Annotated in this window: 15 protein-coding genes; 3 read left to right on the top strand and 12 right to left on the bottom strand. The window is 67.9% G+C overall.

Annotated features, from left to right (window positions below; all coding sequences use genetic code 11):
• Position 1: 1 nt before the first annotated feature.
• From ACYQ4T_RS04155 to ACYQ4T_RS04100, 12 genes are all read right to left on the bottom strand, one after another.
• On the bottom strand, positions 2-310 hold the full coding sequence (locus tag ACYQ4T_RS04155; protein WP_459851015.1) for a hypothetical protein: 309 nt from the start codon (positions 308-310) through the stop codon (positions 2-4).
• Positions 311-679, bottom strand: coding sequence for a hypothetical protein (locus tag ACYQ4T_RS04150; protein WP_459851014.1), 369 nt, complete (start codon positions 677-679; stop codon positions 311-313). It lies immediately after the preceding gene.
• A 29-nt stretch (positions 680-708) separates the two neighbouring features.
• Positions 709-1,044: a hypothetical protein gene (locus ACYQ4T_RS04145; RefSeq protein ID WP_459851013.1), complete on the bottom strand. Its 336-nt coding sequence runs from the start codon at positions 1,042-1,044 to the stop codon at positions 709-711.
• A gap of 122 nt (positions 1,045-1,166) precedes the next feature.
• Entirely contained in the window at positions 1,167-5,141 is a 3,975-nt protein-coding gene (locus tag ACYQ4T_RS04140) for a tetratricopeptide repeat protein (RefSeq protein ID WP_459851012.1), read from the bottom strand.
• A 140-nt stretch (positions 5,142-5,281) separates the two neighbouring features.
• On the bottom strand, positions 5,282-5,947 hold the full coding sequence (locus tag ACYQ4T_RS04135) for a flagellar motor protein MotB (protein WP_459851011.1): 666 nt from the start codon (positions 5,945-5,947) through the stop codon (positions 5,282-5,284).
• Positions 5,944-6,678: a flagellar motor protein MotB gene (locus ACYQ4T_RS04130; protein ID WP_459851010.1), complete on the bottom strand. Its 735-nt coding sequence runs from the start codon at positions 6,676-6,678 to the stop codon at positions 5,944-5,946. The genes ACYQ4T_RS04135 and ACYQ4T_RS04130 overlap by 4 nt, the downstream gene beginning before the upstream one ends.
• Positions 6,679-6,685: 7 nt before the next feature.
• A complete protein-coding gene (locus tag ACYQ4T_RS04125) occupies positions 6,686-7,339 on the bottom strand; it encodes a protein phosphatase CheZ (RefSeq protein ID WP_459851009.1) in 654 nt (217 codons plus the stop codon).
• Positions 7,340-7,365: 26 nt separating this feature from the next.
• Entirely contained in the window at positions 7,366-7,752 is a 387-nt protein-coding gene (locus tag ACYQ4T_RS04120; RefSeq protein WP_395017848.1) for a response regulator, read from the bottom strand.
• 151 nt (positions 7,753-7,903) lie between these two features.
• Positions 7,904-8,755 (bottom strand): MotE family protein, encoded by an 852-nt coding sequence (locus ACYQ4T_RS04115; protein WP_459851008.1) that lies wholly within the window; start codon positions 8,753-8,755, stop codon positions 7,904-7,906.
• Positions 8,756-8,768: 13 nt separating this feature from the next.
• Entirely contained in the window at positions 8,769-9,254 is a 486-nt protein-coding gene (locus ACYQ4T_RS04110; RefSeq protein ID WP_459851007.1) for a hypothetical protein, read from the bottom strand.
• Between the two features lie 11 nt (positions 9,255-9,265).
• Positions 9,266-10,351 (bottom strand): flagellar motor switch protein FliM, encoded by a 1,086-nt coding sequence (gene fliM / locus ACYQ4T_RS04105; RefSeq protein ID WP_459851006.1) that lies wholly within the window; start codon positions 10,349-10,351, stop codon positions 9,266-9,268.
• Positions 10,352-10,373: 22 nt separating this feature from the next.
• The gene (locus ACYQ4T_RS04100) at positions 10,374-10,883 is read right to left on the bottom strand and encodes a flagellar basal body-associated FliL family protein (RefSeq protein WP_459851005.1); all 510 of its coding nucleotides are present in this window, start codon (positions 10,881-10,883) and stop codon (positions 10,374-10,376) included.
• A gap of 365 nt (positions 10,884-11,248) precedes the next feature.
• Here ACYQ4T_RS04100 and flgF point away from each other — a divergent pair, with 365 nt between their 5' ends.
• From flgF to flgA, 3 genes are read left to right on the top strand one after another with little or no spacing between them, the layout of a single operon-like run.
• On the top strand, positions 11,249-11,995 hold the full coding sequence (gene flgF / locus ACYQ4T_RS04095) for a flagellar basal-body rod protein FlgF (RefSeq protein ID WP_459851004.1): 747 nt from the start codon (positions 11,249-11,251) through the stop codon (positions 11,993-11,995).
• 15 nt (positions 11,996-12,010) lie between these two features.
• Positions 12,011-12,796 (top strand): flagellar basal-body rod protein FlgG, encoded by a 786-nt coding sequence (gene flgG, locus ACYQ4T_RS04090; protein ID WP_459851003.1) that lies wholly within the window; start codon positions 12,011-12,013, stop codon positions 12,794-12,796.
• A 7-nt stretch (positions 12,797-12,803) separates the two neighbouring features.
• Positions 12,804-13,811: a flagellar basal body P-ring formation chaperone FlgA gene (gene flgA, locus ACYQ4T_RS04085; RefSeq protein ID WP_459851002.1), complete on the top strand. Its 1,008-nt coding sequence runs from the start codon at positions 12,804-12,806 to the stop codon at positions 13,809-13,811.

Genomic DNA, 13,811 nt, shown 5'->3' with positions numbered 1-13,811 from the left:
GTCATACGCCCGGAATTTCCTGGTCGCAGGTGAAGGTCGCGTTCCACATCGGCCGTGGGCGTATTTCCATTGTTATGACGTAGCCGGAAACCAGCTGGGGGTTGCCATCGGGACAGGCCGCCTGCATCACCTTCGCGGCCTTCGCTTCCCCCGACTCACCGCGGTCGAGATGCCCGAAGGCATGATAGGTCGGGAGACCGTTGGTGCTTCCAGAGCGCTCGACGCTCTCGGCGCCGAAGCGCATCGGCGTGAGGCAGGCGGCGAGGCAGAGGCAGAGGCAGGCGGCGATCGGTGCAATCCAGCGCATCATCTACCAGAGGGCGTGGTCGCAGGTGAAGGCGGCGCCGAACCACGGCCCGCTGCCGCCGCGGCCCGCATTCTGACTGGTCACCGAATCCGCATAGAGCAGCTGCGGATCGCCGTTCGGGCAGGCCAGCTTCATGATCCGCTCGCCTTTGATCTCAGGCGACTCTCCCGATGCGAAGGGACCGAAGATCGTGTAGGTCGGCTTGGCCTCGGGGTATTCCGAGGGTTCGACCAGCACGTCGTCATACATGCGGCCGTTCTTGGACAACCCGTCCAGCGAAGTCAGCCCGTTCTTGCCACAACCGGCCAACAGCAGCATCGCAGCGACGGCAACCGATCCGGCCGCCCGGCTCACAAGTCTCCAGTTGAACATGGACTCCCAAATGCGCATTCGATCCAACCTCAATTGAGCGGAATGACCTGATCGCAGGAAAAGGTCGCGTACCAGAACGTGCCCGAGGCAGGCGCGCCGTAGCGGTCCTGTCCATTGAACGAATAGGCGTTGCCGGCGAGCAGCGTGGGGTTTCCGGTCGGGCAAGCCGCCGCGATCACCTTCTTGGCTTCCCGCTCCGGGTCCATACCGTAGAAGACCTTGCCTTCGATCGCATAAGTGGGGCGGCCGGCGGCGTCCTCGACCCGCTTGAAATCCTCCGCCCCGTAGGCCGGGTGATCGTTGGGGATGTAGCAGCCTTGCAGCAAGCCGCCGGCACAGGCCAGGACGGCCGCCAGCTTGGTCACGCGCCGATCCAACACACGCAATGCAGCCCCCAGATTCCCCTGCTGGCGACGATACACGCGGGGGTTGGGCATGACAATCGGCGACGGTGCAGTAGGCTGGTTAGCGCGCCCCGGCGGAAGCGCTACTGCCCGGCGGGTTGGGTGGGCTGGCCGGCGGTCTGGTCCGGTGCAGGCGTCGCCGGTGCGCCGGAGCCGGAGCTGTCTTTCGGCTGGTCGAGCGGGGCCAGCGGGCCGGTGTCGGTGGCGGGCTCGGTGGCGGTGCTCAAGGCTTCGGCTTGCAGGATCTTGCGGTATTCCTCGACGAAGACGCCGAGCTGGTCGACGCTCTTCATCTGCGCGGTGATGGATTCGGTGAGGCCGCTGTCCGGCGAGGTCAGCACACGGAACGGCTTCGCCAATGCCGTGGTGTCCATCGGCTTGCCGAAGGCGCGGGCGAGATCCTTCATGCCGCGGCGGTCGTTGGCCAGCGACAGGGCGACCGCGCGCTTCAGGATCAGCGCCGAGAGCACCGGGTCGAGCAAAGGCTTCTGCGCCGGCGCCGCATCCGGCGCATTCGGATCATCGGCCGGCGCCGGCTGGGTCGCGTCGGCGGCCGCGGCGGCCTTGGCATCGGCGAGCGCCTTGTCCAGGACCGAGGCCGGATTGGCGGCGATGTCGTCCGGCGCCGGCCCCTTCACCTCGGCGAGGCGCTTGGCCTGCTCGGCGGTGATGAGCTCGCCGAGCGCGTCGGCGGCGGACGGCCATTCGCGCAGCTTCCAGTACATGTCGGACTTCAGCCAGAGGCCCTCGAGGCTGCCGTCGGCTTCGATCAGGCCGAGGCCGCGCAGAGTCTCGCCGGTGTCGAACAGCGCGCGGGCCTTCAGGCGCTGGCGCTGGGCCTGCAGCTCCGGCGAGGTGGCGGCGGGATTCTCGGTGTCGGCGAGCGCCTGCAGCGCGCGGTCGGGCTTGTCGTCCAGCAGGCGCACGGCCGCGAGACGCGTCCCCGCCCCCACCTTGGCGGCGCCGGAGAGCCGGGTCTTCACCTGGCGGTCGAGCAGGTCGCCGGCACGGTCGAGCAGGTCGACCTTCACCAGGCGGTCGGCCAGCGCGGCGATCATGCGGTCGCCGTCGGCGCCCGGCGGCGTCAGCTCGCGGAACTCGTCGTAGAGTGCCACCGCGGTCAGCGGCGAGAGCGTGTCGGCCCGGCCGCCGAGATAGAGGCTGCGGAACTCCGCCGTCATGTCGTCGGCGGCCTGCTTGGCCTTCGGGTGATCGGGGAAATGGGTCGCGGCCTGGCGGAGCGTGAGCAGCCCCTTGCGCGGCTGGGCGACCTCGAAATAGAGATGGCCGAGCTTGCTCAGCAGATCGAACTCGAAGGTGTCGCCGCGGTAAAGGAAGCGCAGCGCCTCGAGCTTGGCGACCGCGTCCTTGGGCTCGATCTTCTTCTCCGCGAGCTGCTGCGAGACGACCTCGAAGGTCGAGCGCGCCTTGATCTCGTCGATCGGGCTGTCGGTCAGCTGCTCCCAGGTGGCGAGCGCCGCGTCCTTCTGGCCCATCTTCTGCTGGCGCAAGCCGTCGAGGAAAGCAGCATGCGCCGCAGTGGCAGGATCGGTCTTTTCGGCTTTCAGCGGATCGAGATAGTTCTGCGCGGTCAAGGGATCGCCCGCGTCCAGCAGCGCCCGCGCGGCGAGCAGGCGGACGTCGTTGCGGAACGGGTTCGGGTAATCGGAGATATCCGGCAGCGCGCCGCTGAAGATCTTCGCCGCCGCCGCGTCGTCGCCGCGCTTGGCGGCGATGTAGGCCGTCATGAGATTGGCCTCGGGCACGTTGTGCAGCGCGGGCTCCGCCATCAGCCGCTCGGCGCGATCATAGGCCCCGTGCATGGTCTCGGCCGCGGCGCCGATCGCCATGATCAGCGGGTTGTTCCGGGCGTTGCGGTCGGCATCGAGAATCTCGTTGATGCGGCCAGCGGCCTCCGGCGCAAAGCCGTTCGCCAGCAGGAACTGGGCGAGTTCCAGCAGCGCGCGGTTCCTGTCCCCCGGCCCCGCATCCTTGAGGCGCGCCAGCAGTGCGTCGCGATCGGCGTTGAAGCTGGCCTCGCCGCCGCGGCGCCACTTCTTCATGTCGAACAGGCTGGCGGTGGTGGGCAGCGCCTTTGGCACCGAGACGACGACCGGCGGCGGCGGCGCGCCGTCCGGCGTCGGCAATGCAGGCGCGGTCTCTACAGGCGCAGCTTCCGCAGGCGCCGGCTCGGTCTGCGCCGGCTCGGGCGGCTTCGGCGCCTCCGCCGCGGCCGGCGCGGGTGCTGCCGCCTCCGGCGCCGCCTCGGCGCCGGCTTGCGGCGGCGTGGTGATGACGACGCCGTTGGGGCTGGCGGTCACCTTCGGCCGGTCGTTGAGCAGCGCCACCACCACGCCCTGATGGCTCGGCAGCAGCTTGAAGTCGGGCCAGTCGGATTGCCGGGCGATGCCCGTGCCGGCCAGCTGCGTGGGCGTCACCACCAGCTTGCTGCGGTCGGCCGGATCTTCGAGGTCGATGGCGGCGCCGGCGGCGATCAACCGGACGATCAGGCTGGTGCCGCCGTTCGGCAAGGTCTCGCGGCTCTGCTGCAAGGGCTGGACCGGCGCGATGGCCTGGCCCGCACGCAGGGTCACCTTCCAGCGCGCACCCTCCGGCTCGGTCGTCGGCGAAGCCGCGGCGCCGCCGGTGATGCGCAGCGCCAGCGCGAAGCTCGTGGGCAGCAGCTCGACCTTGCCGATCGCCTTCTCGACGCGCGTGAGCGGCTTCAGGTCGGCCTTGCCCGGGCGATCGAAGACCAGCCAGAGCGCATCGCCACGGCGGAACACCGCCAGCGCCACCCGCTTCGGCCAATCGAAATAGAGTGTGGCGCCGTCGGCCAGCGGCAAGGCGGTGACCTTGACATCGACCGCGGGCGGCGCCACGCGCGGCGGCTCGAAGGCGGTCGGCGGCGCCGCGGTCACCGGCGTGGCGACACCCGGTCCGGACGCGCCCGCGCTCGCCGCGGGCGGCGCGGCCGGCTGCGGCGCCGCGACTTCCGGCAGCGCCGATTGCAGTTCCGGCGCCAGCCCGGGCGCGGCGGCGACGGCTTTCGGCGCTTCCGGCTGCGGCGCGGCAGGCTGCGGCACGGCGGGCTGCGTCACGGGGATCTCGGCGGGGATGTCCTGAAGCTCCGGCTGCGCGGGCTCGGGTTGCGCGCTCGCGACCTCGGCCGGCACCGGGCTGGGCGCGGCGGGCGGTTCCTTCGGCAGGTTCGCGGCGTTGCGGTCGTAGACGTCGAGCACGACGGTGTTGCCGCTGCGGAAGTCGCGCAGCACCATGCCGGGCTTCAACGCCAGCTTCACCGTGAGTCCGTTCGCCGTGGCATTCGCGGTCATGGAATCGACCCGCGGCGGCAGGTCGCCGGCGACCTTCGCGAGATCGATCGCGCCGGGGCTGGCGAATTGCAGCTCGGCCTGGTCGCCGGTCTGCTTCAGGGTGTAGCGCACATCCTTCGGCCAATCGAAGGCGAGGCGCGAGTAGCCCTGATGCTCGCCGGTGCGCAGCTTCACCGCCGCGGGCGCAGGCTTCGCCGGCGCGGCGGACGGCCCCGTGGCGGAGGGGCCCGTGGCGGACGGCTGGGCGGCGCCGGCGGTCTTCACGCGGCGGCTGGCGGCGTCGGGGCCGTTGTCGAACTCGCGCTGGCTCGCGTCGTCGGCGAAGGCGAAGTCGAGCGCCAGCTTGGCGCCGTCGTTGAACACCTGCCAGGTGACCGGGCCGTGGAAACTCAGGGTGAGGCGCTTGTTGTCCGGCGAGAGCGTCACCTTGGTGATGTAGTCCTTCAGCGTGGAGGCGGCTTCGGCGAGGTCGATCTTCGCCGCGCGGTCGAAGCGCAGTTCCAGGCGATCGCCCTCGCCGGAAACATCGGTCGCCACCGCGCCGGGGAAGTCGATCACCAGGCGACCGAAATCCTCATGCAGGCCGCCGCGCGCCGGGACCGTCTGCGCCAGGGCGCCGGCCGACGCGACGACCAGGCAGACGCCCATCAGGCAGATGGCGGCCGCCGCGCGCCAGGCGGCGGGCAGCCTTCGGGCAATCCTGCGAAGTGGCGGTTCGGTCATCGACGCGGAATCTCTTGAGATCGGCACGAAACAGCACGAACGACTCTGTACGAATCGAAGAGCACAGAACGTGCCAACATCATACCGGGCTTCGGCGGCTAAGTCTTTGGCGGGATTGCCGAGAAGGCCGGCGACCGCGGCTATGGAGTCGTGCCCGCGGGCGCCTTGTCGAAGACGATGAGATCGATGCCGGCGGCCTCCCCCGGCGCGGTCAGGCGGGTGCGGGCGGCGATCGGCCCGGCGGCCCCGGCCTGCTCGAGGCGCGCGGCGAGGCGGACGGCGTAAGCGAGGCCGGTGGTGAACTCCGCCGGACGGTCGGGCCGGACCTCGACCGCGATCGTGTTGGGCACGGTGCCGAGCGCGCCGCCGATGGCATAGACCAGGTCCTGCCCGGCGGCCTGGCCGGCGCTGCCGACGGAAAGCAGGTCCTTGGGCGGGAGATGCAGGAGGACGCGGTCGCCCTCGCTCTCGACCCCGATATTCGCCAAGGCCGGATCATGCTCCAGCTTGGCCTTGATCACCGAAGCGAGGTAATCAACGTTGCGGCCCTCGTCGCGCGGCGCCACTTGCATCGCCCGGTCGGCGCTGCCGGGAACATCCTCGACCACCTGGCGGCCGGGCATGCCCTCCATCAGCTTGTCGAACTTGGCGCGGTCCACGGCCACGAGGGAATAGAGCAGGACGAAGCAGGCCAGGAGGCAGCTCACGAAATCGGCGAAGCTCATCAGCCAGGGCGGCTGCGGCGTCTCGGTCGGCGCCGGCATCGAGGACAACAGATCGGGCTTGCGGCCGCTGCCGATCATCATGGGCTACCCGGGAGTCGCGCGTTGGGGCGCAGCCGGATGGTGAGCGAGATCATCTGGCCGTCGCCGGGTATCAGGCTGACCGAGGCGGCGTCGTTGGCGAAGCCGGCCTCGCGCAAGGCGGCGCCGACGGCGCCGGCGCCGGCGATCGCGGCATCGTCCATCTTCGGCGCGGTGAGGGCGACCTCGACCTCATAGGCGAAATCGGCGGGGCCGGTCTTCAAGGCGCGGATCGCCTGCGCCAGGATGCCGTCGAAGCCCGAAGCGAGCTTGGCGCCGTCACCGTCGAAAACCAGGCGGCGCGGCAGATTGAGCACATAGTCGTCGGCGGTCTCGGGCTTGACGCCGGAGACCAGCGGCACCTCGGCGTTGAGCGAGGCCCTGAGATCGCCGAGCAGCTTGCGGGTCTCCGCCTCCTCGCCGACCGGCGTCGAGGGCGCAAGCCCGGTGTTGGAGAAGGCGCGCGACAGGCCCGACATCACCGATTGCTCGCGCTCGGTGTTGCGCAGCGAGATGCTGGTCAGCACCACGAAGAAGCACATGACCAGGATCAGCAGGCCGACCAGGGTCGGCAGACTGGGATTGCGCGCCACGGCCGGCTTGAAGCCGGCAGCGGCGTCGAGCCATTGCGGCATCGCCGCCTTCAACTCGGCGACGCGCGCCTCATGGGTCGAGGGATCGCTTTCGGTGGAAGCGGCGGCTCCGTTTGGATATTCGGCGGCGCCGGTGGTCAAGGCCGCCTCAGTCGAAGCTGGCGAGCAGCGCGTCGATGTCGTCCTGCTTGCCGGCGTTGGCCGCGAGCTGCGGGCCGTTCAGCAGGGCTTTGTCGCTCATCGGATCCTCCGACGCCTTTTCCGGCGCCGGATGCGCGGCCTTGTATTTGGCGATCTCGTCGCCAAAGGCGGCGACCAGGGCGTCGACCTTGGATTCGATATGCTTCAGCGCCTTCACCACCTTGGTGATGCGCTGGCCGGTGATGTCCTGGAAGTTGCAGGATTCGTAGACCTTGGTGACCGCGTCGGTGACCTTCTCGGCCATCTCGGGGCTCATCTCGACGGTCAGGGCCTCCAAGCTCTCCATCGCCTGGAGGATGCCGTTGGTCGCCTCCTCGGTCGAGCCGACGATGGCGTCGAGCTCGTCGGTGGCGCTCGGGATGTGGTCGCTCATGATCTCGTCGGGGCGGAGCGCTGCGATCTCGCTCTTCGCCGTCACGATGTAGCGCGCGAGGGATTCGACCTCGGCGTAGAGCTTCAGGTTCATCTCCGAGAGATCGCCTTCCATGCTGGAAAGCATCTCGGTGACGACCTCCTGGATCTCGTCCTTGGTGTAGCTCGGCATGCGCGTCTTCAGCGCGCTGAGCTTGGCAACCAGTTCGGCGGGAACCGCACCAGACATTTTCGTTCTCCTCGGGCCTAATGGGCTCAGAAGTTGCCGATCACCGAGGCAAGCTTGGTCTTCAGGGTGGCGGCGTTGAACGGCTTCACGATGTAGTTGTTGACGCCGGCTTCCTTGGCCGCGATCACGTTCTCGGTCTTTGATTCCGCGGTGATCATGATGAAGGGCAGCGCCTTCAGCTTGGCATCGGCGCGGACTTCGCGGAGCAGCTGGATGCCGGTCATCGGCTCCATGTTCCAGTCCGAGATCACCAGGCCGTATTCCTTGTCGCGCAGCTTCTGCAGCGCCATCGAGCCGTCGGTCGCCTCGTCCACATTGTTGAAGCCGAGCTGCTTCAGCAAATTGCGGATGATCCTGAGCATCGTCTTGTAGTCATCGACGATGAGGATATTCATTTGCATATCGACCGACATTTCGACTTCCTCTCGGCTTTCTTCTCAAGCCCGCTGCTTCGATGAGACTGAATAGCCCCGTAATCGTTAAGTCCGGGTTAAATCCGGCAAGTTTTCCAAGTTCTTAGCGTTTTTTACCAGGCATTCCTAACCCACGGTCCCAGGTGCGTTTTCAGGGCGCCACCGGCAGCTGCTGGCGCTGGGCCAGCTCGAAGGTGACCTCCTTGGCCTTGGTCGGGGTCATCATGGCCAGGATCGGCGCCACCTTGCGTTCTTTCATCCGTGCGATGACCTCCAGGAGGATGTCCATGTCCAGCTCCTCGAAGACGCCGGCCGCCGCCTTGGGCTTCATGTTCTCGTAGATCTTGACCAGGCTCTGCAGCTGGGCCTCCTCGGCGTCGCTGCGCTTCTTCAGCAGGTCCTGAAGCGTGGACTGCATGGCTTTGAGCTCGGCCATCTTCTGGTCCATCTTCTGCTCGGCGGCGGCCACCAGGGCCTCGCGCTCGTCGAGCTGGCGCGCCTTGGCGTCGAGCTCCGCGCGCCGCTTCGAGAGCTGCTGCAGGACATCGACCTCCTCGTCGGTGTAGTTGAAAGGATCGACCGCGGCCGCGGAATCCGGCTTCGGTGCCGCAGCGCCCTCGGCAGGCGCCGCCTCACCGGCAGCGGGCGCCTCGCCTGGCGCCGGAGTGGCGGGGGCCTGGGCGGCGGGGGCCTGGGCGGCGGGGGTCTGGGCGGCGGGGGTCTGGGCGGCGGGCTGCGGGGTGTTGGCGGCCGGAGCCGGCGCGGCGGGCGTTGCCGGCTGCTGCGCGGTCTGGGTGTTGGGGGCGAGCTGGGTCGGTTGCTGCGCGGCCGGCTGCGGCGTGGCCGGGGCCGGCGGGGTCGGCGTCTGCGGCTGGGTCTGCGCCTCGGTCTCGCTGCCGACGGTGACGGAGAGCTCCTGCCAGATGCCGCCGATCTTCACGGTCATCATCAGCGCCAGCGCGCCCATCAGGGCGGGGAGCAATCGAATGCGGAACCTTGCCACGCTCACTTCTCCTTCAGCGCATGCCCGAGAGCGAGGACAGGAACGCCTTCGCCTCCGGGGAGACTTCGGCTTCCGCGACGCGCACCGCCTGACCCTGGTCAGCAGCCCCGCGATCCACCGGCCTATGCTCCATCGCGCCCAACAAAGCTTCACTCCGCCGCGCGAGCGCGACGGCTTCCTCCAGCCGGGTCGATGACGCGTCCGCCCGGCCGATCAACAGGCGCAGGTCATCCGAGACCCGCTGCACCTCGGCGATCACCTGGCGCCCGCGCTCGGCGCCGCCATCGAGCTGCTTGGCCAGGCCCTCGGCATTGGCGCGAAACGCCGCCAATCCCTCGGTCGCCGCCTTGGTCTGCGCCGCCAGGTCCGCCGTCAGCTTCTCGAACGCGGCGCGGCCTTCGCGCAGTTCCGCCATGCGCCGGTTCAGCCGATAGACGGAAACAAGCGCTGCGCCCAGCAGAACGATCAGCAGACCGTCAGCCAGCAAACCGATACTCATCCCGCCTCAACTCACTTCATAAGCCGGTCGGAAATCTTGACCGCAATCTTGCCCGAGCGCCGGCCCATCTGGCCCTTGAACAGCTGGACATCGCCGCAGCGGAGCTCGACCTCTGAGTCCGGCGTGCATTCCAGCGCCAAGCGCGAGCCCGGCTTCCAGTTCAGGACCTCGCCCAAGGGCAGGGTCAGTTCATCCAGCACCGCGTTGATCTCGACGTCGGTCTGCCAGAGCTCGCTCGAAAGATGGGTTTCCCAGATCGAGTCACGGCCGAACTTTTCGCCCATGAACATCTGCAGCAGCAGCTCGCGCACCGGCTCGAGGGTTGCGTAGGGGATCAAGAGCTCGATCCGGCCGCCGCGGTCTTCCATATCGACGCGGAGGCGCGCCAGCACCGCCGCGTTGGCGGCGCGCGCGATCGCGGCGAAGCGCGGGTTGGTTTCCAGGCGCTCGAAGCGGAAGGTGACCGGTGAAAGCGGGTCGAAGGTCGCGGTCAGGTCGTTCAGCACGACGCCGACCAGCCGCTCGACCAGGTTGCGCTCGATCGTGGTGTAGGGCCGGCCCTCGATGCGCATCGCGGCGGTACCGCGACGACCGCCCAAGAGCACGTCGACGATGGAATAGGTGAGCGTGGAATCCACCATGATGAGACCGTAGTTGTCCCATTCCTCGGCCTTGAAGACGCCGAGCATGGCGGGCAGCGGGATCGAGTTCAGATAGTCGCCGAAGCGGATCGCGGTGATGTTGTCGAGGCTGACCTCGACGTTGTCCGAGGTGAAGTTGCGCAGGCTGGTCGAGAGCATGCGGACCAGGCGGTCGAACACGATCTCGAGCATCGGCAGGCGCTCGTAGGAGACCAGCGCGCTGGAGAGGATCGCCTGGATGCCGGAGGGCTTGTCGCCGCCGCCCCCGCCGCCGCCGCCGCTGATTCCCAGCAGGCTGTCGATCTCGCTCTGGTCTAGCACGCGGTTGGAGACCGGGCCAGTGGCTTCGCCCTCGCCCTCGCCGCCCTCGTCGGCCATGTTCTCCCAGGCTGCCGCAGCGGCCTTTTCTTCTTCGGAGAGCTCTTCTTCGCCTTGGGTTTCGTCGTCGCCAATCATGCCCTTGCTCCGCCTGGCTCGCTTACTGCGCCAGCATTGATTTGATCAGCACGTCCTCGACCTCGATCGGCTTGGCTGCGGCCTTGGCGCGCAGCAGCAGCTCGTCGCGCATGCGCTGCACGCCGTCGGCGCCTTGCAGGTCCTCGATCCTGAGGCTCCTGAGATAGACCTGGAACTGGTCGATCACCTTGGGCATCACGCCTTCGAGCTTCTTCGCGTCTTCCTCGGTCTTCACCGCCAGCCAGAGGTCGAGATTGAGATACGGCATCCGCTTGCCGGTGCCGACCAGGTTGACCTGCAGCGGATGCTCGAGCGCGACGTAGACCTGCGGCTCGTCGGCCGCATGCTCCGCCGCCGCTTCGGCGGCATGTTCCTCGGCCGCCGGATCCTTCTTCAACAGCAGGAAGTATGCGGCGGCACCACCACCGCCCAACAGCAGGACGGGCAGGATGATGAACAAGACCAGCTTCTTGCCGCTGAACTTCTTCTTCTTCGGTGCTTCTGTTGCCGCTGTTTCGTCGGCTGCCGCCATGACCATAACCCTAAAATGACCTCATCCCAGCGGACCGCCTCCCGGCCCCACGGCTGAGAGGGAATTTATGAAGGTGATGGTTAACATCTCGTGAAAACCGGACAGCGATCCCACGCCTGAATGACGCAGGGAAATCCCGGACCGGACTCCGCCGCGGGGGGGTCAGCGGCACGGCGCCCGGGCGGCGGCGCGGCAAGAACTGCCGGGACTTCGGGCCGGATCGACCGGGCCAGCCGCCCTGCCCGTTCCGCCGATCATCAGGCAAGCAACTGAAATAGCGCGAATTTTTTCTGGCACGCGTCCTGCATTCAACTGTTCGACCGGCCGAAGTGCCGATTGGACAATGACCCAGAAGGGGCGCCGTCATGGAAACACCGAGTTACGTCGCGCTGTCGCGACAGACCGCCCTCGTGCGGCAGATGGATGTCGTCGCCAACAATCTCGCCAACGTGGCGACGCCCGGCTTCAAGGCCGAGTCCGAGATCTTCACCTCCGTACCGATTCGCTCCCAGGTCCGCGGCGCGCCGCAGAAGCTCGCCTATGTGCAGGATTTCGCGACCGCGCGGGATTACAGCACCGGGCCGATGCAGCCGACCGGCAATGATCTCGACGTCGCGATCCAGGGCAGCGGCTTCTTCGTGGTGCAGACCCCGAACGGCAACCGCTACACCCGCTTCGGCCATTTCCAGCTCAATGCCGCGGGCCAAGTCGTCACCAAGCAGGGCTACCCGGTCCTGGCCGGCGGCGCGCCGCTGCAGATCGATCCCGACGACGGGCCGGTGCAGATCTCCGGCGACGGCAGCGTTTCCGCCGACCGCACCCAGGGGGGCAACGCCCAGGCGGTGTACGGCAAGCTCGACGTCGTCGATTTCGCCAACCGCGATGCGCTGAAGCCGGAAGAGGGCGTCCTCTTCACCACGGACGCGCCGCCGATCCAGGTCGCCAATCCCGGCGTCGTCCAGCGCATGCTGGAGCAGTCCAACGTGCAGTCGGTCAAGGAGCTCACCAACATGATCTGGGTGCAGCGCTCCTACGAAGCGGTGCAGCGCTTCATCGACGGCGAAGACGACCGCATGAAGCGCGCCGTCAATTACATCATCCCGAGCAGCTAAAGGAAGGCCTTCATCATGCGCTCCCTGTTCACCGCCTCGACCGGCATGGCCGCCCAGCAGCTCAATATCGACGTGATCGCGAACAACATCGCGAACGTCACGACCACCGGGTTCAAGCGGAGCCGGGCGGAATTCTCCGACCTCCTGTACCAGGAATACCGCCGCGTCGGCACCCAGTCCTCCGACACCGGCACGATCGTGCCGGCGGGCGTCCAGGTCGGCCTCGGCGTGAAGCCGGTCGCGGTCTATCGCATCAGCGAGCAGGGCTCGCTGATCGCGACCAACAACCAGCTCGACATCGCGATCAAGGGCCGCGGCTTCCTGCAGGTCACTCTGCCGGACGGCACCACCGCCTATACCCGCGACGGCGCGCTGAAGCTGGACAATACCGGCATCATCGTGACCGCCGACGGCTTCCAGGTGCAGCCGGCGATCACCGTCCCGGCCAACGCCACCACGCTCACCATCAACGCTGACGGCCAGGTCCAGGCCACCATCCCGGGCCAGGTGAACCAGCAGTTGCTGGGCCAGCTCCAGCTCGCGAATTTCATCAACGAGCCGGGCCTGCAGTCCAACGGCGACAACCTGCTGGTCGAGACCGAGGCTTCCGGCGCCCCCACCGTCGGCAATCCCGGCGACATCGGCTTCGGCCAGCTGCAGCAGTTCTTCCTGGAGCAGTCGAACGTCAACATGGTGTCCGAGATGACCGATCTCATCACCGCCCAGCGTGCCTATGAAATCAATTCCAAGGTCATCCAGGCCTCGGATTCGATGATGGGCACGATCACCTCGATCCGGTGAGGCAGCCATGATCCGCTTTGCATTCCTGATCCTGACCGCGGCGCTGTCGGCCTGGCTGGTGTTCTCGCTGCCGGCCGGCGCCGAAGAGATCGCCCCGGAAATCGACGGCGGCACCGCCGCGGCCCAGAACGGGCTCACGCTCAAGGAAAGCGTGACGGTCAACGACGACGTGGTGCGGCTCGGCGATCTGTTCGAGCAGCCGATCTCGCTCGGCGATTCTCCGGTCGCCCAGGCGCCGCTGCCCGGCCAGACCATCGTGCTCGACAACCGCTTCCTCAGGTCGCTGATCCGCGCCTATTCGCTCGACTGGGCGCCGGCCAGCAAGTACCAGCGGGTGCTGGTCGCGCGCGCGTCGCAGCAGATCGATCCCGCCCAGGTGACGCAGCAGGTCAAGGACGCGCTGCGCGACACGCTCGGCACCGACAAGGAGATCGAGCTCGCCTTCGACGTCGGCGACACCAACCTGGTGCTGCCGACCAGCGTCGAGCCGACCCTCGCGGTGCAGAACGTCCGTTTCGACCCCGCCTCGCGGCGCTTCGCCGTGCAGCTGGTCGTCCCCGCCTCCGGCCCGGCCCTGATCAACCGCACGGTCGCCGGCAGCGTCCACGAGACCGTGCAGCTTCCGGTGCTGGCGCGTTCGGTGGCGCCGGGCGAAGTGATCCAGCTGCCCGACCTCGACTGGATGGCGGTGCGCATCGACCGGGTCGCCGGCAACGCGGTGACCGACCCGAAGCAACTGGTCGGCATGACGGCGCGCCGGCCCCTGCGCTCCGGCCAGATGCTGCGCATGAGCGACGTCGCCATGGCGCCCACCATCCACCGCGGCAGCATGATCACTCTGATGGTGCAGACCGAGAACATGACCCTGACCGCGCAAGGCCGCGCGCTCGAGGATGCGGCGGTCGGCCAGCCGATCCGCGTGGTCAACACGATGAGCAACAAGACCCTGACCGGCGTGGTGAAGGACGCGACGACCGTCGCGATCCCGGTCACCGGCGCCATGGCCCTGAATTGA

The sequence above is a fragment of the Dongia sp. agr-C8 genome, assembly GCF_054658695.1.
The sequence above is the reverse complement of the archived record's forward strand: the minus strand, read 5'-3'. Positions and strand labels throughout refer to the sequence as shown.